This window comes from Actinoplanes sp. ATCC 53533, assembly GCF_003947245.1.
The window spans coordinates 1-21,984 of sequence record NZ_QHHV01000055.1; the positions used below are offsets into that span (position 1 = coordinate 1).

Sequence of the window (21,984 nt, forward strand, 5' to 3'; positions counted from 1 at the left end):
CGACCAGTACCTGTCGCGGGCAATCGCGACCGCCGGATTGCGCGACACGTCCAGCCTCGCTGCCTTCTTCGCCGTCGAGCCGGCCCTGGTCGAGCGAGCGCTGCGCTTTCTGGACACCATCGGCCACCTGCGGCGTGACGGGAGCATCCTCGGGCTCACCGACATCGGGCTGCGTTCGGTTGCCGACGGGCACCGGTACGTCCTCAAGGAGGACCATCAGATCCTCTATTTCGACGGCTTCACCGGGTCGCCACTGCCGAAGTCTCACTACGCCGGCGCCGTATGGCTGGAAGAGCCGGCGCTGACCCTCGACGGTCGTACACGGTTCCAGGCCGTCGCGGGTTCCGGGCTGTTCCAGATCGATGCTGTCGCTGAGCTGTCCCGCCGTGCGGACCGGGAGGATTTCAATCTGCCGGGTGCGCTGACCTCCGTACAACCGCTTGAGTTGGGCAATGCCTGGTTGCCGGCGTACGTCGTCGAGTGTGTCTCGGGCCTGCTCACTTTCGTCAAGGCGATCGATACTGCGGATCCGTATCTCGCCAAGCTGGTGGCACCCTATCTGAGTGATGCTCTGGCAGCCGAGAAACCCGTCGACGACGTACAGGTATGGCGGGATTGGCTGGCCGGAAAGGGGTATCGGGACGTCGAGCCGCGACGCCTGCCGAACCGGGTCCTGCGGGCTTCGTTGCCGGCCGAAGCGTTCGGAACGCGGATGAAGTGGTGGCAGCTGGGGTCGTTCGAGACGCGGGAGCACACGTTTCTCCAGCTGTGGTGCGACGATCAGGCTACCCGGCTGTCGGCGGTCCTGGCGCGGGCCGCGAGTGCGGTTTCCCGGCGCGGCGTGCGTGATGTGGAAGGGGTCGAACGGCGGCTGGCCGAGCTTTCGAAACAGTTGGCGGTGGCCGTCCCGAGCTTCGAGGACCTTCGGGCGTACGCCCGCGCGGAATCCGACGACGTTTTGCAGGCGATGCTCGACAGCATGACCCGGCTATGACGTAGCCAAGCACTTTGACCGAGTTGCGTAGTTGGCTGCTGCGGCTTGTCCGATGAGGTCAGCGGCTGGCACGTGCCTACCCACATGCAAGACTTCGCTTCGTACTGGACAGATTTCGATATGGTCGCGGTTCGGGCTTGACTGCCCGCGCGCGAGGAGGTTGAGGATGACCAGCCCGATCGATCCGTCCGGCCTGAGCGGCACGCTGGCCGACGTGGTGGCCGCGCTCGTCCGGGCCCAGGCGCCCTCCGGCGACCAGGACGAGCAGGAACCGCCCATCGGTACGGGCGAGGCCGCCGACGGCCGGGTCCGGGTCCGGGCGGCTCTGCCCGGGCGGATCGAGAACCTCGAGCTGGAGCCCTCGTTGCTGCGGCTGAGCGGCGAGGAGCTGGCGCGGGAGATCGAGTCGGCCGTCAACGCCGCGCTCGCCGATCTGCAGGGCCGGGCCGTGGCCGCCGCCGGTCCGGCCGCCCTCGGCGCGCTCACCAACCAGCTCAAGGACATCCAGTTCGACGCCGAGCGCCAGTTCGCGAAGCTGACCGCGTCGCTGGTGGAAGCGCAGGAGCAGCTCACCCGCAGGGCCGGTGACCGATGACCGGCTTTACGGTCGATCCCGAGCGACTCTCGGCGTCCGGGGCGGCCCTGCAGAGCGTTGCCTCGCGGCTCTCCTCGGAGCTGGCGTCGTTCCAGTCCGAGCTGGCCGGTTTCGGCGCGCCCTGGGGGAGTGACGACATCGGTTCGCTGATCGGCGCCGCCCACGGCGAGGTGTCGTCGTGGGCGTTCGAGTGCTACCAGGACGCCCTGGACGAGATGGCCTCGGCCGGCGCCGATGTGGTGGACATCAGCGCGCAGTACACGGAGGTGGACGAGAACGTCAGCCGCCGGTTCCGTGGGCTGCTCACCAAGCTGGGTGACTGACGCGTGGGCGTGGAGATACCGGGCGAGCTCCGGTCGCTGCTCGGCATCCTCGGTTACGACTGGCCGGAGGCCGACGAGACCGCGCTGGTCGAGATGGGCCAGGCATGGATGTCGTTCTCCGACCGACTCGAAGCGATCGTGTCGGACGCGACGTCGACCGCCACCGAGGTGTGGACCGAGCACGAGGGCGCGGCCGTCGCCGCGTTCCAGGCCTGGTGGGCCAGAGAGGACAGCCCGGCCAAGGCGCTGCTGGACGGTGCGAACGCGGCTACGCTGACCGGCACCGGCCTGATGATCTGCGGCGGGATCGTGCTCGCCCTCAAGGTAGCGGTCATCGCCCAGCTCGCCATCCTGGCGGTGGAGATCGCGCAGGCGGTGGCGACGGCGGTGCCGACGTTCGGCGCGAGCCTGCTCGAGATCCCGATCTTCCAGCAACTGACCCGGACGATCGTCGGGAACCTCGTGCAGGACGCCATCGTCCAGCTGCTGGACGGGTGACCGGGGATGGCCAGGGGCTCCGGCAAGCTCATGCGTGCCGCGCTGCGATTCCTCCGCAAGACGCGCAAGCGTGCCCGCCCGGATCGGATGAATCCGCACTTCACGACCCACACCATCGGCGGCGGTCACGTGCGGCCGGGCCAGCCCAAGGGCTCCGGTTACCACTACCGCCCCGGCGGCGATGACTTCCCCGACCGCCGGATCGTGCCCGGCTCGAAGGTCACCCACCCGAACGGCGTGTACGAGGCGGAACCCGAGTTCTTCGACTCGACCCTGAACCCGCCGGCTGGCGCCTGGAAGCCGAAGGCCGGCAACGGCGGCGTCAGCACGTTCTTCCCCGACGACTGGACGCCGGCACAGGTGGACAACGCGGTGTCCGGGGCCTTCAAGGACTCGACGCGGGTGTCCGGGAACAAGTGGATTGGTACTTACAATGGCGTCACGATCGAAGGTTTCTACAACCAGTCCGGCGGCTTCACGCACGGCTGGCCCGTTCCCTAGCGCACCGAAAGGCCCGCGGTGAGTGTTGTCAGCTTGCGGATCGATCCCACGTTCCGCCGTCCCGTCTACCAGGTCGAGGACCAACGATACGACCTTCTGGGCGAGTGGCTGACCACCGACCTCGGCACGTTCTTCCTGGTCACCCTGGACGCGCTGGCGATGGCCGACGATGTGGCCCGCGGCGAGCCGCCGTTCGAGGCATGGAGCAGCGAGAACTACGCGGTGTCGTTCACACCGTCGGCGCTGCTGATCACCAACTCGTGGGTGCCCGGCGCTGAGGGCGAGTTCCCGGCAGACGTCGCCCAGGCGGCGATCGAGGACTACTGGCGTTTCCTGGTCGCCCAGCCGGAACGGTCCGTCGTCCGGGAGTACCGCCCCGACCTCCCGGAATGGCAGGCCAATCTGCTGCGGTGGGAGGAGAAGTGGGGCCGCACTCACCCGTACCGGGGTCGGCTCTTCTAGCACGGGCAGCCCGGGGCAGCGCCTGATCTCGAAGCTCCAGCCGCGACTCGCAGCACCGACCGTTTGCCGAACCCGGCGGACGAGTTCGCCAACGTCGTGTACGTCGCGCTGGGAGCCAATACAATGACGACGAGCTGCATAAGCGATCCAGAGGCAGTCGACCGCTATCGCGAGATTGCCGGGCTCGCTTGCCGTGGCACCTATTTCCTGCAGATCGCTGAGGTGCTGAAGCCGGATGGTCGACGGGTGACGGAAGAGGCAATTCCTTGTGGACTGAAGTGCTGAGAGCATCGATTCAGGGTGAGCCGAGTCCACGAACATGCAGTTCAGGTGCCATCGGAGTGGAAGCGGAAGGCGTACACGCGTTGGGCCCTTTACTCGGCCGAATATACTTCTGAATGACCTGGTGAAACGTTTGTTAGCACGTCGCTGTGCCCTCTAAATGCTGGGAGTCAAGGGGTCGCAGGTTCAAATCCTGTCAGCCCGAAAAAATATGGCCGGTGACCTGCGGAAATGCAGGCCACCGTTCTCGTTGAACCAAGATTGCCCACCGAAACCCACCGTTTTAGACGCGGTTACGGGTATCGGCGCAACTTGCCGGTGTGCCGCTGGCTACCTCTACGCTTTGTCGAGCGGTGGCGCGAGCACCGTTGACCCGGATCGCGTCCAGCTGCTGCGCAGGTTCGCGGCCTGACGCGTTCTGCTCCGGTCTCGCGCCGAAGCCTGCTTGCACTGTGGTCGGCCACGGACCGGCTCAGCCATCGTTCGAGCTGCCGGTCGCCCAAACAGGAAGAGCGCGGTCGAGGTCGCGTCGGCGTCGGCCGGGCGCTCGTGTTCCAGGTAGTTGGCCAGGGCGGTGCGTCCGTCGGTGCCGATGAACACGGTGTGGGTGGTGCGGCCCTTGCCGCGGACGCCGCTGACCTTTCCCTTCTTCGCCGCGCCAGGGGGCCGGCCTCGCGTACCGACCCGCGGCTCGGATAAGCGGATCCCGCTGGACGACGATGTCGGCCAAGGGGTACGCCTTGTCCAGATCGCGTAGCTGCAACGGCTCGCGGGATGCCGGGCCAGCCGCTACCGGCGAGCTTTCAACCGGGCCCCGACGGCTCCGGCCGGTTCCCCTGCCGAATGAACCGGCAGGGGAATCCATGCGTTCGTTCTAGTTGAAGGCCTTCCACACGTAGATAGCGGCGATAGCCAGCGAACCGACGACCACCGCGATGATGGCGACGACGGCCGCCATCGCCGCGGTGGGTGCCTCGGCGGCCACCAGGGCGGTGACCAGAGCTATCAGTGTGGCGATGAAGCTCGTGGCTGCCACGAACGTCGCCCTGACGATCGTTTCAGGTCCAGTGTTCTTGCTGGTCCGACGTGGCTTGCGTCCGCGTCGAGGCAGCTCGGGATTAGATTGGTTCGACACTTGCGGTGCTCTCCTTGGGTCACGGGATGGCGCAGGCGGGACATCGCAGGGCGAGAACGCCTCGGAACAGGCGTTTTCTGGCAGGGCGGTACCGGTCGCACGGTGCCGCCCTGCGCTCGCTGCTGGACGAATGGGGTTGGTCGCGCTGGTTCGGTCAGGCCTTCCTCGAGGAGTCGGATGTTTGCTCTCTCCACCAGGTACGGTTCGGCCGGCTGATGGGTTCACACAGGCTCACGCCCTTCACCCGTAGGAAACGGATCCGGGACGGGTTCGGATCAAATTTCCCGCAGAACCGTCGGGGACGCGGTCAGCCTGGCGTGGCCGAAGCGGGCAGATTCGGCTCCATACCGCGCTGCATCCTGCGGCCGGGTATCGTCTCCGGCGCCGACCTGGCCTTACGGTCGCTGGCTGGTTCCTGGTCGAAAAGTCACCCGAGGTCCGGTTCATCACTGACATCCGCCGCCGGCATGTCGACGACTTCAGGATCTGGCTGACCATCCGGCCCGGCTACCGCATCGGCCGGCTTCGCCCCGGCGGCCCTGCGCGCCCTCTCGGCACCCCGCGCATGTTCTTCGTCCGGATCAGCGACGGGGACTGGGCCGACGCACCAGCCCGGATCCCGATCATCCCCGTAGCCCTGCCACGGCAGGATCATCCGCTGAGACTGGGCCAGGCTGACCGGCGTCGGCGCCGATGGTGACCCGGACGACGACGGCCGGCACGGTCTGCTGATCCGCCGCAACAGCACCACGGGTGAGCTGGCCTTCTACCGCTGCTGGGCACCCGGCCCGGTCACCGTCGCCCTGGCCGCCCCCGCGGTCCTCGCGATCTGCGCCGCTGACGCCCGCACGGCAGACCGCCACACTCAGTCCACCATGATTGAGCTGACCGTCAGCGAGATCCGCTGCCGGATCAACGTCCTGCTGATCCGGCCGGCTCGCACCGCTGCGTGCCGTTCGTGCTGGTCAAACTGGCGACTCCGCCATCAGGCACGAGCCAGACGGACCCGCGACGTCCGCCGTCTCAGCCTCGAACTTCAACCATGATCACGAGTGGCGGCTGCCTGGTCCGCGATCTTCCCGCACCCTCGCGGCCCGGACTGGCTACGGAACGGCGGTCGATGACGTTGCCGACGGCACGGGTGCCAGGTCCTCATGCGAGGTGGGTACACCGATCTTCCGGTCGCGCCACCGCGGTCCCTGGCTGGCCCGAGGCCGTCCAGACAACCATGTCGAGTAGACGCACATCCGTGGTCATCGCCAGTTCACTGAACTGCAAGTTGATTTCGGTTGGGACCGTAGAGAATCGGAACTGATGTCACATATTCCCGATGCGTAGCGCCCGTGCCCGCTCTCCGGTGTTCTCTGGACGGATTCTTTCGGCCAGGCATTTCCGGTGTGAGATGACGGTATGACTTCCTGGGCCGTCGTTGCTGCGAACGTCCAGGATGAGAGCGTCTCCGCCGGGGTTCAGTGTGAGCTCCTCGTTGCAGAAGTCGCAGCGCCAGGTCAATGACTCCAGGTCGGCGGGACGGATGCTCAGCCGCACTGACACTGGGGGATGCCAGCGGTGGATTTGCTCGATCACCGCCTCGATCTGCGAACCGATAGGTGGATAGAGTGCGAGCAGTTCGTCGTGGCTATTCGTGGATCTGGAGAACTGCTGGATCATGTCGATCGAGGCTGATAGGCCCGAGTTCTCGAATCCGACGATCTCGACAAGCACTCCCCACGGGTGATGGCTCAGGATATTTGCCCGAACCTTCTGGCCGGGCATAAGTGCCAGGCTCTCTGTCTCAAATCTTTCCATCAACTACTTCCTGCTGGATGGGTTGAGCCGGGAGATGTGGGCATGCCGAGGTTGATTTCCGTGCCACCGGAAGCTCGTCGGTCGATCTGCGTAAGCTTCTCATTGGCGCCGGCGAGGCTGATCTGGAGTCCTTCGACTTCGCCGAGCCAGCCTTCGGCGATGCGGGCGATGAGGTTGTCGCGGATCTCGGCGAGACGGTCACGTTGGGCGGGGTCGGGCCAGAGCATCGAGCAACGGATGCCCCGTTGACCGAAACAGTGGGACGTCCTTGAGGGCTTGCGATGTCAACGCAACGTGACTCTTCGGCCGGCCGCCATCCTGGCCTCGTCGCACTTGTCACTGCGTGTCGTGGCCTGGATCTGCTGTGATCTCCGGTCATCGACCACGGTGACTTGCGGAGGCATGGATGGCAGAGCAAGGGACGAAGGCTCGGGACGTCGCGAGGCTCGAGGTGGCCAGGGTCGGCAAGGTCGAGGAGACCGGCGACCGGCTGATGCCGTTCCGGCTTCTTGACGACCAGGGCGTAGAGGCGCCCGCAGTCACCGAATTTCCACACCACATGCTCGCCGACGACGCCAGCCCGGCGTCGCTGCGTCCTACGCGTACGAACTGCTGTCCTGGCACCGGTTTCTCCATGCGGTGGATGTTCCGTGGCATCTCGCTGGACGCGTCGAGGCCCGGGATTTCGCGCTTCCTGGGCGGTCGCCGGCACCCTCGACGGCCTTCTCGCCGTCCGCTGTGGTCCTGCAGCTGTGGCACCCGGGCTTCTCCTGCCCGCAGCGCGCCACCGGTCGTCGCGCCCAGCCGTCAGCTAGGTCCGCGGAGTGCGTCGACCGGTTGCATGCGGGCCGCTCGGACTGCGGGGTAGAGGCCGGCCAGCAGGCCGACCACGGCCCCGGCCATCGGGGCGAGGCCGGACAGGCCGACGTCGAGGACCGGGGTCCAGTGGCGGGCGGCGCTGATCGCCACGGTGGCGATGATGCCGGTGCTGGCTCCGACGATGCCGCCGAGCAGCCCGACCGCGGTGGATTCGATGAGGAACTGGGCCGCGATGTGGCGGCGGCGGGCGCCCAGGGCGCGGCGCAGGCCGATCTCTGCGGTGCGTTCCATGACCGTGACCAGGGTGACGTTGGCGATGCCGAGGGCGCCGACGATCAGTGAGACCAGGCCGAGGATCAGCAGCAGGGTGCTGACGTCGTCGCTGACGCCGGTGCGCAGGGCGGCCGGGTCGGGTGGTGCGGTCACCTGGACGGCGGCCGGGTCGTCGGGGCTCAGGGCGATCGGGGCCTGCCGGGCGATCAGCGGGGCGGCGCCGAGCGCGGTGGTGATGACCACGGTGCCGGCCGGGCCGAGGTCGAGGGCGTCGTCGCCGGCGGTCCAGGGGACGATGACCGCGCCGGTCAGGGCCTGTTGGTCGGCGCGGGCGACCGGGCCGAGGATGCCGATCACGGTGAACGGGGTGCCGCCGACGAAGATGGCCGGCTGGTTGTCGATGCGGGTCACGCCGAGCGACTGGGCGGCCTGGGCGCCGAGGACTGCGACGCGGTCGTGCCGGGTGACGTGGCCGGTGTCGAAGAACCGGCCGGCGGTGATGCTGGTGCGGGCGGATGCGGGCAGGCCGGCGGTGGAGCCGATGACCGGCAGGGCGCGGTCGAGGACGCGTTCCGGGTCGCGCACGGTGTTGGCGCGCACGGAGGGTTCGTGGCCGGGCTGGGTGCGGGCGAAGGCGGCCGCCGCGGTGACGCCGTTGAGCCGGGTGAGGTCGGCCAGCGAGCTCCAGGCCACGGTCGGCGGGTCGTCGGCCGAGCCGGGGGCGGGAATGTCCACGGTGACCTCGGTGGCGGTGGCCGCGTCGAACCGGCCGGCGATCTGGTTGCCGGCGGTGGCCGACACGCCCAGCGTGGTGACCAGGGTGCCGATGCCGAGCACGGTGCCCAGGATGGTCAGCGCGGTGCGGGCCGGCCGGGCCCCGATCCCGGCCAGCGCCTCGGCGAAGAGATCGCGCGGATCCAACCGGCTGACCGGCGCGGCGCCGCGGCGGCGCATCATCGGTCGCCCTCCACGACTGGCAGCACGATGGTCTCGTCGGACGGGGTCGGCGCGGTCGGCGCCGGTGCCAGGCGGCCGTCGGTGATGCGGACGCGGCGGTCGGCCCGCCGGCTGACCGTCTCGTCGTGGGTGATCACCACCAGGGTGGTGCGGGCCGCCTTCAGCTCGTCGAACAGGTCGAGCACGGCCGCGGTGTTGGCGCTGTCCAGGTTGCCGGTCGGCTCGTCGCACAGCAGCAGCGCCGGGTTGCCGATCAGGGCGCGGGCGATCGCCACCCGCTGGCGTTCGCCGCCGGAGAGGTGGCCGGGCCGGAAGGTGCGCCGGTGGCCCATCCCGACCCGGTTCAGCGCCGCTACCGCGCGCTCGCGGCGGCCGGCCCGGCGGGCGCCGACGTAGAGGTCTCCGAGCATCACGTTCTCCTCGACGTCGCGGTGGGCCAGCAGGTGGAAGGACTGGAAGACGAAGCCGATCCGGGCGCCGCGGACCGCGGTGCGCTGGGCATCGGCCAGGCTGGTGGTCGGCACCCCCTCCAGCTCGTACGCGCCGGTGTCCGGCAGGTCGAGCAGGCCGAGCACGTTGAGCAGGGTCGACTTGCCCGAGCCGGAGGGGCCGATGATGCTCAGGTAGTCGCCCCGGCCGACCCGCAGGTGGACGTCGGTCAGGGCGGCCACCGGCGGGTCGGCGTCGAAGGTGCGGCCGATGCCCGTCAGCCGGATGACATCTTCTCCTCGGCGGTCACGCCCAGAGTCGTCGCCGGGCCGCGGTGTGGGCTGCTTGGTGGGACCGGTCATTGCGTTCCGACCACCACTCGGCTTCCCGCGCGTACCGAATCGGGGGTCTTGGGGGTGATCTGCACGAAGCCGGCGGTGGACAATCCGGCGGTGACCGGGACGTCGTGCACGGACCCGGTGGCGTCCTGGACGGTGACCCGCGACTGGCCGTCGGCGGCCGTGTAGACGGCCGCGACCGGCACGCTCAGCACGGCATGGCCGGTGCCGCCGACCTCGATGCTGACCTTGAAGGCCTGGCCGGCGAAGGCGGCCAGCTTGCCCGGGTAGGCCGGCTTGAGCCGGATCGGGACGCCGGCCAGCGCACTGTCCGTGCTGTCCGTGCCGTCCGTGCCGTCGGACTTGTCGGCGGCGGCGGTGACGGCGACCGACGCGCCCATTCCCGCCAGCTTGGCCGCGAAGGTCTCGCCGTCGGGGTGGGTGAGGGTCGCCGGCATGCCGGCCTTGAGCAGCGCCGCGTCGTCGGGGGCGACCGTGCCGTTGACGACCAGCGTCGGGTCGGAGGCGGTGCCGATCACCCCGGAGGCCGCGGCGCCGGCCTGCACGGTCACCGCGGTCAGCCGCAGCGGCAGCTTGGGCAGGAACAGGATCTCGCCGCTGGCGATGCTCGTCCCGTAGGTCTTGGTGAAGTCGTTGAGGTCGGCCTCCGCGTCCTTGAGGGCCGGGCCGGTGCCCGCGCTGACCGCCTGCTGCAGCGTGCGCAGCCGGGCTTTCTGCTCGGCCGTGGGGCCTTGGGCCTGGTAGCCGCGGGCGGTGTACCAGGCCCGGACCGCGTCGAGGACGCTGTCGTTGATCACGCCGGTGGCCGCCAGCCCGCTCCCGGGCCGCAGCCGGCGCAGGGCCGAGCGCAGCTGGTCGACGTCGTCGCCCGAGCTGCCCCGGGTCAGGGTCCGGTACATCGGGACCTTGCCGGTCAGTACGAACACCGGGCGCCCGCTGACCTCGAGCAGCACGTCCCCCTCCCGCAGCGTCTTGTTGGCCGATGGGGCCTTGGTGACCAGCGGCGCGCCGGTCGCCGCGGCGTCTCCGGTGGCCACCGAGCCGGTCAGGGCGATCGGCTGCGGCGCGCCGTAGGCGACGGTTCCCTGCGCGTTCACCGTGGCGGTGAGTTCGCGCTCGGTGACCGCGACGGTGACCAGGGACGCGGGTGGCGCCCGATGCGCGGCGGCGGCGTCGGCCGGCGAGCGTACGTGGGTGCCGACGAGCCAGCCGATGACCGCGGTGGCCAGGGCGATGGCCGTGGTGGCGGCCACCACCCGCGGCGGCCCGGAGCGGGGGAAGGGGATGCGCACGGCTCAGCCGTTCCCGGTGCCGGCCTGGATAACGGCGGCGTACTTGGTGCGGGCGAGTTCGGCGTAGTCGGTGCGGCAGCCGAGGTCGTCGAGGGCGGCCTTGATCTCGTTGGTCAGCCCGGTCTTGGCGGCCGCCGCGCTGGGGGTGCCGCCCTGCGACACCTTGTCGAAGTAGCTGCCCTGGACGGTCTGCTCGATCGTGCCGGGGGAGGCCGACGCCACCGGGTAACCCTTGCCGCGCAGGCAATCGGCGTACTTCTGGGCCGCCGCGACCACCTGCGGGTCGTTCTGGAAGGCGGCATAGTCGCGGCCCGCCGCGGCCTGCTGGTCCTTGCTCGGACCATTGCCGAAGTACTTCTGAGCCGCCGTAGGGGCACAGCCGGCGCTCGTTGTGGGTTCCCCGCCGGCTTTGTTTTCCCCGCCGGCGCCGTTCAGAGCCTGGTCGTACGCCGCCTGCTGGGCCTTGTCGAGGCCGTCGCGGATGGCGTTGTTCGGGTTCGCGACCGTATCGGTGGCCGAGGCGCCGACCGCCGGGTCGGTCGGGTAGACCAGCCCCGCGAACAGGCCGAAGCCGTACTTGGCCCGGAACGCCTGGACCTTCTCGTCCGGTTGCAGCACCGACTGCGGGCCGCCGTACCGGGCGCGCTGATCGGTCTCGTCCACCCGCGTCGGGTGCGCGACGTACTGGAAGCCAGCCTTCTTCATGCAGTCGGCGATACTGCTCTCCGCCTTGACCGACGCCGCGTCGAAATCGGCCGCCGGTGTGCCGGAGTCCCCGGCAGCGGGCGGGGCCGCGGCGCCGGCCGGGGCCGCGGCATCGTCGGCGTGGCTGCCGCAGGCAGCCAGCAGGGTCAGCGAAAGCACGGCCACGGACACTGTCAAACGTCGCATCACATCTCCTTGAGGGTTTCCGTTCGCATCTCTTACGAAGCCGATGCCGCGCGAAGTTGCTCGGAGACGCGGTGAGATCGTCAATACCTTGGGTGATCACTTGGCGGGCGGTCGCTTTCGCGACGCCGTCGTGCAACCTTCGCGCCGGCGCCGTCGTATCAGGGGTGTCCTACCGGAAGCTCGACGAGAAAGGCGGTGACCTGTGCGACGAACTTCGGAGAAGGACGGCGACTTCACCGAATTCGTGGCGCAACGGCGCCCGGAACTGGTGCGGCTGGCCACGCTGCTGGTCTCCGGCGACGCGGCCAAGGCCGAGGACGTGGTGCAGACGGCCCTGACACGGATATACCTGGCCTGGCCGAAGGTGCGCCGGGAGACCGCGACCGCGTACGCCCGGCGCTGCGTCGTGAACGCGGCCATCGACGAGCGCCGCAGCTTGTTCCGCCGCCGCGAACAGCTCAGCGCGCAGTTTCCCGACGTCGCCGCCGAGACGCCGCACCAGGACGGCGACCTGGCCGTGGCCTTACTGGCCACCCTGCCGGCGAGCATGCGCGCCGCGGTCGTCCTCCGTTACGTGGAGGGACTCAGCATCGCCGAGACCGCCGCGGCCATGCGCTGCGGCGAAGGCAACGTCAAGAGCCAGAGCGCCCGCGGCCTGCAGAAGCTGCGTGAGCAATTCCCCGCCCGAACCCAGCACGTCTGCCCGTGAGAGAGGCACCCGACATGCCCGACACCCCCGACGTCATCGAAGTCCTGCGCAACCTGCCGCCCGTCGCCCCCGCCAGCCCGGACATCGTCGCCGCGGACCTCGAGCGAGGTCATCGCGCCGTGACCGCCCGCCGCCGTCGCCGCCTCGCCCTGTCCGGTGCGGCCGCCGCCGTGATCACCGTCGTCGCGGTCGGCGCCGTCCGGTTCGGCCCGCCCGCGACCAGCCTTCCACCGACCGCCAGCGGAACCTCATCGGCCGCCGTCCGCCTCACGCTCGTCGACTACCGCGGCGACCAGCCGGTCGGCTTCAAGGTGACGACTGTGCCGAAAGGCTGGACCGTCACGTCCTCGGACCCATCCGCCTTCGTGGTGGCGCCGCCCGGTGTCACCGTCGCCTCGCCCAGGCCCGGCGTGCCGGTCAGCGTCCAACATCAGATCATGGTTTCCCTGCGTGCCTGGACGACGTTCCCGGCGCAGACGTCAACCCGAGAGGTCGACATCAATGGCCGGCCGGGGAAGATCGGCCACCCCCTGGCCAGCGCAACCGAGCTCTCCGACACCACATGGCTGATGTTCCCCGACGGCGCCGGCCACACCGTGCAGGTGCAAGTGCCCGCCTCCACCAACCTCACCGAGAGCCAGATCGTCCGTTTCGCCGGTGGCATCACCGTCACCGACCAGGCCCGGCCCATCGGCGGCTGACCCGGACCCGAGCTCGGTGGTTGACGCCGAACGGATTAGCCGGGACAGCTGCCGATCGTCGGCAATTCGCCCTATTACCCGCTTATCGCTCAACTGGCAGTCTGGCTTCATGACTTCCCGCGATCCGTCGCCACCGCCGGGATCGGCTTTCCAGGAACGCAAGGACCTCATCTCGTACGGCGCGCTGGCCGCGGTCGTAGCGGCGATCACCGGGTTGACCGCCCTCGCCATCGACCTGATCGCTGTCGGTTCAGGTGGCGTCGCCGAGCCCCGCCTGGGCCCCGTCTTCACCCCGGCGCTGCTGGTCGGCCTGATCTGCGGCCGAGCATCGGCACGAACCAAGGCCGGCCGGATCGCCATGCACCTGAGCTGGGCCCCGTTCGTCATCACCCTGATCGTGCTGGCCGTTGTGGACAAAGGTCAATCGGCGCACTTCCTGCGCGCGTTCGGCGACACCCTGTTCGGAATGATCAGAGGCGCGGGCGAGGTCGTCGCGACGGCAGTGCAGGGCTCGGAGTGAAGCGGCTCGGGAACCTGGCGCGCTGTCAGCAGGTGACTCAGTCCAGGATCAGGTAGGCCACCGGCAGGTCGACGGGGGTGGGCTGGCTGAGGTGGATGGTCAGGGTGTCGGCGTACACATCGATGACGGCCGCGGCGACCGCGACGCCCGGCACGTACGCGCGTGGTGTCGCCAGCGCGAAGCTGCTGTGCCGGTTGCCGAAGTAGGGCAGGGCCGCGCGGTCGTTTCCGGCCTTGACCGTGATCGTGCCGGCGCTGGAGAACGTGGTCCGGCCGGTGAAGGTGGCGTGGCCGACGACCTGCAGAGCGTGGCCGTCCGTGGCGGCGGCCACGGCGCGCACGGCGGTGCCGGTGTCGGCGCGGGCGTCCACGGCGTAGCCGGAGCCGGTGTGGGCGCGGACCGCGTCGCCCTTGTCGCTGGACGCCGCGACGGCGGCCGACGCGCCGGTCGCGGCGATGCCCATGGCCGTGCCGTCGGCGCGGACCGCGGTGCCGGCGACCGCGTGGACCCCGTACCTGCGGCCGGTGGTGTGCAGCGCCGTGCCGGCGTCGGAGGTGTTGTCGACCGACAGCAGGGCGTCGCGGAAGCCGCCGACCACCCGGGTGCCCGCGTCGGCCGGGTGCGGGTTCGTCCGGCCGAGGCGGACGGTGTCGGGCGGCGCGGCCATGGCGGGGCTCGCTTCGAGGCCGACGGCGGCCGCGGTGCCGATGGTCACCCCGGCGATCACCCGGCGGCGGCTGACCGGCGAGGGCTCGGTCGTCTCAGTCATGGGGTCTCCCGGGGAATTCGGGCCGCGGCGGGTCACGAGGGCACCGCGGCGAGGGCATCGAAGTGGAATGTGGTGCTGGGCGGCGCGGCCGCCGGGCTCTGCCGGCGCGCCGTCCAAAGCACCGGAAGGCCATCGGTACGGCGGGACAGCACCGCGCGGCGTTCGAGGACCAGGCCCCGGGCCGGCACCGCGCCGGGCTCGATCGAGTGCACGGTCGCCCCGCCGCCGAGCAGGTCCGAGACGGGCGCCGGGGTGAGCACCACCTCGGCCCCGGACAGGTCGGCCAGCCGCGCCTGGACGAACCGGCGCCGGTTGTCGACCTCGCCGACCCGGTACGGGTGCCACCGGTGCGGCATCGGTCCGCCCGGCAGGTAGGCGAACGCGCGCGGGTCGTCCGGCTCGTCCTGCGGCGGGGCCGTGGCCGGGGGTGTCGCGTCGAGCTCGCGGCCGGCGACGCGGCGCTCCGCCGCCCACACCAGATTCGTGTCCTCGTCCACCACCAGGATGATCTCGTCCGAGGCCGGTCCGGCCAGCGGCGTGTCGGCCACGTGCCAGACGGTGAGCGCGGCCGGGGGCAGGCCCTTGGTGCCGAACAGGCTCCAGCCGTCCGAGGGCGCCTGCACCGGCCAGGTGTCGCCGAACGAGTCGCGGACCCGCACCGATTCGAGGAAGACGACCGCGGCCGCCTCGGCCGGCACGGGGAACGTGTACCAGTCGTCGGTGTGCGTGGACATCGCCTCGATCAGCAGCAGGCTCGCGAAGTGGGCGCGGTCGGGCGGGTAGCCGCCCGGGTCCGTGCGCGTCTCCTCGATCTCCCACCAGCGGGGCAGCGGCGCGCCGGGGTAGCGCAGCCGCGACGGCAGCACGGCGTGCTTCTCGGCCGGCCCGCCGACGGGGGTGCCGGTGGCGTCGGCGGCGTACCACTCCAGTGGGCCGCCGGGGTGGTCGGCTACGGCCAGCGTGCCGCCGGGGACGGGGAACGAGCCGCCGTACGAGAAGGTGGCCGCGTCCCAGTGGTCGTCCGGCCCGGGCGGGGGAGCGGGGTCGAACCACGAGTCCGGCAGCCCGAGGGCGGCGCGCCGGCGGTGCAGCTCCCGGCCGTCGGGGCCGGCGATGCCGTCGTACGGGGGAGGCAACGGCGGCAGGCCCAGGCTCGGGTCGTCCGGCAGGGTGACCCCGTTGGCCGTGGCCGTGGCGGCCACGCCGCGACCGATCTCGATGCGCCGCCCGATCGTCCACCAGCTCGCCGGGTCGGCGGTCAGGGCGGCGTCGGCCGGGGTGAGGCCGGCCTGGTCGGAGGCGTTGAGCGCGCCGATGCGGCCGAGCCGCACGTCGAACTCGACGCCCACCGGCGACGCCGCGTCCTCGCCGCGGTGCTCGCCGAGCTGCCACTGCCGGCCCAGGAACCAGGCCGGGTCGGCGATCTCGGCGGCGAACCCGCCGTCGGCCGCGGCGAACGGGGCCGCGGGCTCGAGCCGCCGGTAGCGGTCGTACCGGTAGGTCATGGGATCTCCTGGAGGGTGACGGCGAACGGGCCGGCCGCGGGCAGCAGCACGGTCGGCAGCACCGCCCGGTACTGCTTCAGGTCGGCGGGCGTCGCCATCCGCACCCGGGCCAGCTGCCGGGCGTCGGCCACGATCGCGACGAGACCCGCGGTGTCGAGGGCGGTGCCGAGGTCCGGTGGCACCGCCACCAGCACCGCCTGCGGGGCCCGCGCGGCCGGGCCGTCGAAGCCGAACGCGGCGTGGGTGCTCTGCTGCTGCGCGGGCACGACCTCGCTGAAGTGGTCGATCCGGCCGATCGCGACCGGGTCGTCCTCGTCCACGCCGGCGGGGTCGAAGCCGGCCGGCAGGTATGCGACGACCAACGGGTCCGGCTCGTCGGCGCGGGTCTGCCAGACGTCCTCCGGGCGGTTGGTCCAGGCCACCGGCGGCGCCGGCGAGCTGAGCCGGTGGGCGTCGAGGCGGCCCAGGTCGGGGCGTACCGGGGCGAGGGTGGCCAGCCAGGCCGCGGCGGCGTCGGCACGGGCCAGCTTCGGCAGCGTGCCGCGCGGGGCGCGGCCCAGCACGCCGACCGCGCCCTCCGGCGCGACCAGCGCCCTGATCGCGCGGACGACCTCCTCGGCCTCGGCCGCCTCTCCCGGGCTCGGCACCGCGAGCCGGGTGTCGAGGACGGCGGCGGCGTAGGCGGTCGCGGTCGCCCCGTCGGGCGGGACGATGCCCCACCGGGCGGCGGCGGCCAGCGCATCGGTGTCGCCGTCGTGGAGCCGGCCGGCGAGTTCCGCGCCGACGTCGCGCAGGTCCTTCAGGCGCGGCCAGTGCTCGCCCGGTGCTGTACCGAGCGTGGCCAGGGCGCGCAGGCCGCGGCGGTGCCGGTCGATGCCGTCGCCGCCGACCGGCGCGGCGGCCGGGAGCCGGCGCAGCACCAGCCGGGACAGGTCGGCCTCGGTGAGCACCAGCGCGTCGGCGGGCTCGAGGTCCAGGTCCTTCAGCGTGACGGACGCGTCGGTGCCGTACGCCGTGAAGTGCCACTCGCTCGCCTTGCCCAGCTGGTCGATCAGCCACCCGGCCACCGACGGGTCCGCCAGCGTCGCGGGACTCAGCTCGGAGCGCGGCCGGAACAGCGGGATGGCCGACGGCGCCGCCTTGTCGGGCAGCACCCACAGGGCCGTCGAGGTGATCGAGCGGCCCTCCCGGACGGTGCGCAGCACGTCCAGCGACGGCGGCCGGGCCAGGCCCGCGGCGGCGTCCAGGCTGGCGCCCGCGGTCGCGGCGCGCCCCTCGACGAGCTGGTACACCGCGTCTGCGACGAGCAGGTCGCCGTAGCCGTCGACGGCCTCGCGCAGCTTCGCCAGCCCCGCCTTGGCGGCCGTCGTCAGGTCCAGCGTGGCCGGGTCGGCGACGAGCACGGCCACGCCGTCGCAGGTGCGCCGGCCGTTCTGCTCGTTGCGCAGCGGGAACGTGCGGCGCAGCGCCGCCACGGCCACCCCGTCGCCGACGATGCGCTCGACGGCCCGGCCGAGCGCTTCGCGCGGGTGCGCGCCGGTGCGGACCTGGTCGGCGAGCGCGGCGGCGCGCCGCACCTTGTCGGAGCTGACGGACATGGCCCAGCGGCCCGGTTCCGGGTCGGTCAGCGCCCGGTCGCGCAGGATCGCCGCGGTGATGGCCTGCGACTCCGAGGGCGCGTGCAGCAGGCCGCCCGCGGTGGGCCCGGGCTGGCCGGGGCGTGGGGCGTCGACCCAGCCGTACGCGCCGACCCGCCAGCGGTTGCCCGGCGTGGCCGACGGCAGCAGCCGGTTGAGCCGCTGCGCGGGCAGGGCGGTCAGCCACGCGTCGAGCCGGTACGCGGCGGTGTCCACCGCGCCGGTCAGCAGCCGGGCCAGGTCGCCCGCGGACGTGTCGGCCAGCGCGGCGACGGCCTTGAGCACCTGCTGGAACTCCTCGCCCTTGGCCAGCTGGGCCGGGGTCAGCGCGGCCACGTACCCGGCCAGCTTCGACGCCGTGGTCGCGGGTGCGGCGACCGGCTCGATCAGGATCGGCCCGGCCGGGCCCTGCTCCGCGCGGGGCTGGCCGAACGCCGCGGCGGCCAGCCGCAGCGACCAGATCACCAGCACCAGCAGCAGGCTCTCGGGCCGGCAGCCCAGCGCCTGGGCGATCTTCTCGTCGGAGGCGAGCACCTTCGGGTCCGCGACCGCCGTGACGAGACGGCCGAGCAGCTTGGCGATCGGGTCGCCGTCCGGCGGCTGGACCAGCGGGATGCCGAGCGGGTGCGCGAAGTCGCGGCTGGCGTAGCGGCGGACCGGCTGGTCCGGGCGCAGCGCGACGCCGGGCGCGGTGGCGGCGGTGTCCCACTGGTGCATGAGGTCGTCGAGGTTCCCGGCGAGGCCGGCGAACATCAACGCCAGCGAGAACAGCTCGGTCGGCAGGAACGCGCGGTACGCGAAGCCGGGCGAGCGGGGCGGCTGGGCGATCAGGTCGGCGAGCCTGGCGGCGTCCGCGCCGACGACCGTGCCGCGCTGCTGCGCCGCCGCGGTCCAGGCGGCCCGCATCGCCTGCAGCGTCGCGGCGAGGTCGGCGAGCGCCTTCGGCTCGCCGGGACCGGGCTGCCACGCGGCCAGGGCGGTGACCGGCAGGACCCCGTACGGCTGGTCGCCGATCCGTAGCGCCGGATACGGGCCCTCCGGCGCGAGCCCGCCCGCCAGGGCGTCGCCCAGCCGGTAGACCTGCTGGCCGAAGCCGCCGAGATCGCGCAGGGCGTGCCCGGCGAGGGCCGGCCACAGGGCGGCCATCAGTTGCGGCCACGGGCTGGGGGCCGGCTCGCCGGGCAGCGCGGGCAGCGCCGTGGCCCGCCCGGTCAGCGCTTCGGCGGCGCGGCCGGTGCCCGCGTTGCCGGCGCCCCGCAGGTACGCCGCCCACCACTGGTCCGCGTCCGGCTCGGCGGTCCGTCCACCGTCGACGGTGTTGGTGGCGGTGCCGGGGCCGAGCAGCGCCAGCCGGCCGGCGTCCACGTGGGCGCCGAGCAGTTTCGCCGGGTCGCCGTCGCCGAGGCCGACGACGTACAGCGCGTCGATGTCGTCGGCCTGCGCGCCGAGCGAGAACTCCGTGGCCAGGCCCACGTCGACCGCCTCCGGCCAGGACAGCCACCAGCGCTTCTGGTCCGGGTTCTCGGGCAGTTCGAGGGTCAGCCGGTCGCGCTTGACCGGCAGGTCGGCGACCCGGACCGGGCTGCCGCCGCCGCGCGCCAGCCACACCTCGACGCGCGCCGGGAACTCGACCACGGCCGGGAAGCCTGGCTTGTCCCGGGTCGGGCCCTGGCGTACCTGCCAGGCGCTGCCGTCCCAGGTGAGCTGGGTGCGCAGCAGCCACCAGGCGTGCGCCTTCCCGTGCTCGGCGGCGAGCGCCCGCCAGGCGTCGCGGGCCGGCTCGTTCGCCGGCGGCCCGGCGGTGTCGGCGAACCGGTGCAGCGACTCGACCTCGGCGGCGCTGGGCGCCACCGCACGCCGGTCGAACCAGGGCTCGTCCGGCACGATACGCAGGCGCAGCCACCAGGCGGCGCCGCGCTTGTCGAACCGGGTCTCCAGCCGCAGCGGCAGCAGCAGAGCGACGTCGGTCACTGGCCCTCCCCGGGCACGAAGATGTCGCCGCGGATGAGCACCCGGACGGGTGGGGCGAGGGTCTTGGCGGCGTAGGTGGCGCCGTCGGCGGTGTCGGGCGCGTCGTCGCGGGCCAGGAAGCGGAAGCCGCCCGGCGGCTCCTCGACCATGATCCAGTGCTCGCCGACCGCGCCGGCGGGCACCGAGGTGAACCCGAAGAACGTGACGTCGTCGCCGATGGCGCCCTGGAACGTCGGCCAGATCGGGTCGGCGGTGGGGTCCTTGTCGAACCGCACCGTGCCGCCGACCTTCGCCGAGCGCAGGGACAGCAGCGTGCGGGGGAAGCGGCGGAACAGCTCGCCGCGGAAGACGAGCACCAGGTCGGCCCCGGCGGCGTCACCGGGTCGGTGCGCGTCGGCGCCGAGCTTGCTGCCGTCGGCCCAGCCCGCGACGCCGACGAGGTCGGCCACCGCCCCGTCCGCCCCGAGCCGCTGCCAGAAGGTGCGCATGGGCGTGCAGCCGGTGCTGACCGGCAGGTTGCGCCACCGCAGCTCGGCGACGACCGCCCCGTTGAGGCCGACCATGAACGAGTCGACGAACGCCGGGTTGGTCTGCACCGCGACCATCGTGTCCGGGGGCACGTCGCCGACGCCGGGCAGCAGCCAGTGCGGCGCCCGCTCGGCGAGGAACTGCCAGGCCGGCCGCGGCAGCGACGGGCACAGCTCGGGCGGCGCCAGCGGGTCGGCGCCCACGAGGCCGTCGATGGTGGCCAGCACCCGGCGCCGCGCGGCGCCCGTGTCGCGGGTCGGGTCGAACGCGCGGGTCAGGTCGGCCGCGACGGTCGGCAGGTCGAGCACCCGGCACGGCGGCGCCGGCGGGGCCTCGGCGACCAGCGGCGGCAACAGGTCCTTGCGGATCGTGTCGAGGTCGGCCTCGATCTGCCGCTCCAGCCCGTCGAGGCGCTGGCGCCAGTCGGGGCGGGGCCCGTGCCGGTACTCGGCGAGCAGGCCGAGCAGCGCCACGGCGGGTGTCCATGCCGTCGTCTTCGGGCTCGCCGCCGCCTTGACCAGCGTGTTGACGAGCTTCTCGACGATCTGGGCGGCGGCGCCGTACTCGGTGGGCTTGATCGCCTTGAGCGCGTCGACGAGCGGCTTCGGGCCGGCGCCGCCGGTGTCGATCGCCTTGCCGACGGCGTCGTCGAACTCCTTGGGCAGCGGCAGCCCGATGCTCTCCCGGTCCGCGGGCTCGGGGCACCGGTTCACCGCCGGCAGCAGCTGGGCCGGGTCGGTGGCCCGGGCGCCGGCGAGCGCGGTGCGGGCCGGCCCGGCGCGCACCACCCGCCGCGCGGCCGTCGACAGCAGCGCCCTCGACAGCGGACGGTCGGCCGCGGTGAGCAGGTCGGCGGCCGTGCCGGCCTCGGTCACGATCCGGCGCAGCGCCGGGCCGAACAGCCAGATCCGCCGGGCCGGGTCGGCGGGCAGCCGGCGCCGCCACAGCGCGCCCGCAGCGGCGAGCCCGAGGTCGAGCTGGCCGAGCCGCTGCTCGGCGACCGGGAGCCCGCCGTACTGGATCGCGGCCTCGTCGGCCAGGTCGTCCTGGTGGTCGGCGGCCAGCCGGCCGCCCAGGCCCGCGGCGCCGCGGTGCCGCGGGTCGGTGTTCAGATCCGCGCCCCAGGTGGTGCCGGACGGGTTCGCCAGCCACGCGTCGCCGTACGCCGGCATGCCGATCACCGTGCGCCCGGCGGTGTCGGTACGCGGCCCGGCCAGGTCCTTCAGGTCCAGCGCGATGCCCGGCGGGACCTCGGCGTCGGCGGAGCCGAGCGGCGCCAGCGCGCCGCGCATGGTCAGCGCCGGTACGGTGGGCAGCCGGGGGTAGCTCACCGGGGCGGCGCCGGTGCCGGGCGGCGCCGGCCGGGCTCGCAGCCGCTTGGCGAGGGTGACGAAGTCGCCGCCGGCCGCGGTCGCGAACCGCCACTCGTGCAGCACAGGCACGGTGGCGCCCTGCCCGGGGCCCCACGCGTCGGCGCCGTCGCGGTAGGCGGGCACGAGCACCGCCCGGTACGCGGTGCCCGCCGCGAGCCGGCGCGGCGACAGCAGGCGCGCCATGGCGGCGCCGTCGGCCTCCTGTACGTGCGCCCAGGCCGCCGATTCCGACAGCCGGTGCAGCGCGCACACGCCGGGGGACAGGGTCGCCAGCCGGCCGGCGATGGTGATCTCGGCGTCGGTGCCGACCACCAGCACCAGCCACGGGCGCAGCGCGGCGCCCGATGCGTTCACCAACGGGGTGTACCGCCACGGCAGCTCGGGGTCGGTCAGCTCGACGTGCGCGAGCTTGCCGTGCTCGGCGTCGGTGGTGCCCGCGGTGGGCACGGTGCGCCGCACGGCGCGGGCGGTCAGTCCGCTCACGTCCGCCGGCCCGGGCAGCAGGAAGGCCAGCTGCTCGGTGGCGGTCCGGTCGCCGTCGGACAGGGTGGCCGCGACCGTGCCCCGCACCCGGCCGCCCTCCACGGCGGTGCCGAGCCCGTGCAGGCCGCTGCGGCGCCAGCCGGCGAAACTCACCTGGTCGGCCATCGGA

23 protein-coding genes are annotated in these 21,984 nt (G+C 72.4%); 10 read left to right on the forward strand and 13 right to left on the reverse strand.

Annotation, left to right across the window (positions count from 1 at the left end; genetic code table 11):
- From DMB66_RS61225 to DMB66_RS18580, 7 genes are all read left to right on the forward strand, one after another.
- Window positions 1–994, forward strand: a 994-nt coding sequence (locus DMB66_RS61225; protein WP_158647270.1) for a hypothetical protein, incomplete at its 5' end; no start/stop codon positions are given.
- A 166-nt stretch (window positions 995–1,160) separates the two neighbouring features.
- Entirely contained in the window at window positions 1,161–1,589 is a 429-nt protein-coding gene (locus DMB66_RS18555) for a YbaB/EbfC family nucleoid-associated protein (RefSeq protein WP_158647271.1), read from the forward strand.
- The gene (locus DMB66_RS18560) at window positions 1,586–1,912 is read left to right on the forward strand and encodes a WXG100 family type VII secretion target (protein WP_125805353.1); all 327 of its coding nucleotides are present in this window, start codon (window positions 1,586–1,588) and stop codon (window positions 1,910–1,912) included. The genes DMB66_RS18555 and DMB66_RS18560 overlap by 4 nt, the downstream gene beginning before the upstream one ends.
- Before the next feature lie 3 nt (window positions 1,913–1,915).
- Window positions 1,916–2,410, forward strand: coding sequence for a hypothetical protein (locus tag DMB66_RS18565; RefSeq protein ID WP_125805354.1), 495 nt, complete (start codon window positions 1,916–1,918; stop codon window positions 2,408–2,410).
- Between the two features lie 6 nt (window positions 2,411–2,416).
- On the forward strand, window positions 2,417–2,911 hold the full coding sequence (locus DMB66_RS18570; RefSeq protein ID WP_233624680.1) for an EndoU domain-containing protein: 495 nt from the start codon (window positions 2,417–2,419) through the stop codon (window positions 2,909–2,911).
- An 18-nt stretch (window positions 2,912–2,929) separates the two neighbouring features.
- Window positions 2,930–3,373 (forward strand): hypothetical protein, encoded by a 444-nt coding sequence (locus DMB66_RS18575; RefSeq protein WP_125805355.1) that lies wholly within the window; start codon window positions 2,930–2,932, stop codon window positions 3,371–3,373.
- Window positions 3,374–3,436: 63 nt separating this feature from the next.
- Window positions 3,437–3,658, forward strand: coding sequence for a hypothetical protein (locus DMB66_RS18580; RefSeq protein WP_125805356.1), 222 nt, complete (start codon window positions 3,437–3,439; stop codon window positions 3,656–3,658).
- A 333-nt stretch (window positions 3,659–3,991) separates the two neighbouring features.
- Here DMB66_RS18580 and DMB66_RS18585 read toward each other — a convergent pair whose 3' ends face one another.
- From DMB66_RS18585 to DMB66_RS18620, 9 genes are all read right to left on the reverse strand, one after another.
- Window positions 3,992–4,255, reverse strand: a complete 264-nt coding sequence (locus DMB66_RS18585; RefSeq protein ID WP_125805357.1) for a hypothetical protein — start codon at window positions 4,253–4,255, stop codon at window positions 3,992–3,994.
- A gap of 274 nt (window positions 4,256–4,529) precedes the next feature.
- Window positions 4,530–4,691 (reverse strand): hypothetical protein, encoded by a 162-nt coding sequence (locus DMB66_RS61230; RefSeq protein ID WP_158647272.1) that lies wholly within the window; start codon window positions 4,689–4,691, stop codon window positions 4,530–4,532.
- 526 nt (window positions 4,692–5,217) lie between these two features.
- On the reverse strand, window positions 5,218–5,445 hold the full coding sequence (locus DMB66_RS18590; protein WP_125805358.1) for a hypothetical protein: 228 nt from the start codon (window positions 5,443–5,445) through the stop codon (window positions 5,218–5,220).
- A gap of 662 nt (window positions 5,446–6,107) precedes the next feature.
- A complete protein-coding gene (locus tag DMB66_RS18595; protein WP_125805359.1) occupies window positions 6,108–6,599 on the reverse strand; it encodes a hypothetical protein in 492 nt (163 codons plus the stop codon).
- Complete coding sequence (locus tag DMB66_RS18600; protein ID WP_125805360.1) at window positions 6,599–6,826, reverse strand: hypothetical protein; 228 nt, start codon at window positions 6,824–6,826, stop codon at window positions 6,599–6,601. Before DMB66_RS18600 ends, DMB66_RS18595 begins: the two co-directional genes overlap by 1 nt.
- 580 nt (window positions 6,827–7,406) lie before the next feature.
- The gene (locus tag DMB66_RS18605; RefSeq protein WP_233624681.1) at window positions 7,407–8,648 is read right to left on the reverse strand and encodes an ABC transporter permease; all 1,242 of its coding nucleotides are present in this window, start codon (window positions 8,646–8,648) and stop codon (window positions 7,407–7,409) included.
- Window positions 8,645–9,439 (reverse strand): ABC transporter ATP-binding protein, encoded by a 795-nt coding sequence (locus tag DMB66_RS18610; RefSeq protein ID WP_125805361.1) that lies wholly within the window; start codon window positions 9,437–9,439, stop codon window positions 8,645–8,647. The genes DMB66_RS18605 and DMB66_RS18610 overlap by 4 nt, the downstream gene beginning before the upstream one ends.
- The gene (locus DMB66_RS18615; protein WP_125805362.1) at window positions 9,436–10,728 is read right to left on the reverse strand and encodes a Tat pathway signal protein; all 1,293 of its coding nucleotides are present in this window, start codon (window positions 10,726–10,728) and stop codon (window positions 9,436–9,438) included. The genes DMB66_RS18610 and DMB66_RS18615 overlap by 4 nt, the downstream gene beginning before the upstream one ends.
- Before the next feature lie 3 nt (window positions 10,729–10,731).
- The gene (locus DMB66_RS18620) at window positions 10,732–11,619 is read right to left on the reverse strand and encodes a hypothetical protein (RefSeq protein WP_125805363.1); all 888 of its coding nucleotides are present in this window, start codon (window positions 11,617–11,619) and stop codon (window positions 10,732–10,734) included.
- Between the two features lie 202 nt (window positions 11,620–11,821).
- On the opposite strand from DMB66_RS18620, the gene DMB66_RS18625 reads away from it, so the two are divergent.
- From DMB66_RS18625 to DMB66_RS18635, 3 genes are all read left to right on the forward strand, one after another.
- Window positions 11,822–12,328 carry a SigE family RNA polymerase sigma factor gene (locus DMB66_RS18625; protein ID WP_125805364.1) on the forward strand — a complete coding sequence of 169 codons (507 nt, stop codon included), beginning with the start codon at window positions 11,822–11,824 and terminating at the stop codon, window positions 12,326–12,328.
- Window positions 12,329–12,342: 14 nt separating this feature from the next.
- Entirely contained in the window at window positions 12,343–13,029 is a 687-nt protein-coding gene (locus DMB66_RS18630) for a hypothetical protein (protein WP_125805365.1), read from the forward strand.
- Window positions 13,030–13,138: 109 nt separating this feature from the next.
- Window positions 13,139–13,549 carry a hypothetical protein gene (locus tag DMB66_RS18635; protein WP_125805366.1) on the forward strand — a complete coding sequence of 137 codons (411 nt, stop codon included), beginning with the start codon at window positions 13,139–13,141 and terminating at the stop codon, window positions 13,547–13,549.
- A 37-nt stretch (window positions 13,550–13,586) separates the two neighbouring features.
- On the opposite strand, the gene DMB66_RS65560 is transcribed toward DMB66_RS18635, so the two are convergent.
- Genes DMB66_RS65560 through DMB66_RS18655 form a run of 4 tightly spaced genes read right to left on the reverse strand, consistent with a single transcriptional unit; the run spans window position 13,587 to window position 21,980 of the window.
- Window positions 13,587–14,318 (reverse strand): hypothetical protein, encoded by a 732-nt coding sequence (locus DMB66_RS65560; protein WP_125805367.1) that lies wholly within the window; start codon window positions 14,316–14,318, stop codon window positions 13,587–13,589.
- Between the two features lie 32 nt (window positions 14,319–14,350).
- The gene (locus DMB66_RS18645; RefSeq protein ID WP_125805368.1) at window positions 14,351–15,823 is read right to left on the reverse strand and encodes a hypothetical protein; all 1,473 of its coding nucleotides are present in this window, start codon (window positions 15,821–15,823) and stop codon (window positions 14,351–14,353) included.
- Window positions 15,820–19,431, reverse strand: coding sequence for a hypothetical protein (locus DMB66_RS18650; RefSeq protein ID WP_125805369.1), 3,612 nt, complete (start codon window positions 19,429–19,431; stop codon window positions 15,820–15,822). The genes DMB66_RS18645 and DMB66_RS18650 overlap by 4 nt, the downstream gene beginning before the upstream one ends.
- On the reverse strand, window positions 19,428–21,980 hold the full coding sequence (locus tag DMB66_RS18655; protein WP_125805370.1) for a hypothetical protein: 2,553 nt from the start codon (window positions 21,978–21,980) through the stop codon (window positions 19,428–19,430). The genes DMB66_RS18650 and DMB66_RS18655 overlap by 4 nt, the downstream gene beginning before the upstream one ends.
- Window positions 21,981–21,984: the final 4 nt, after the last annotated feature.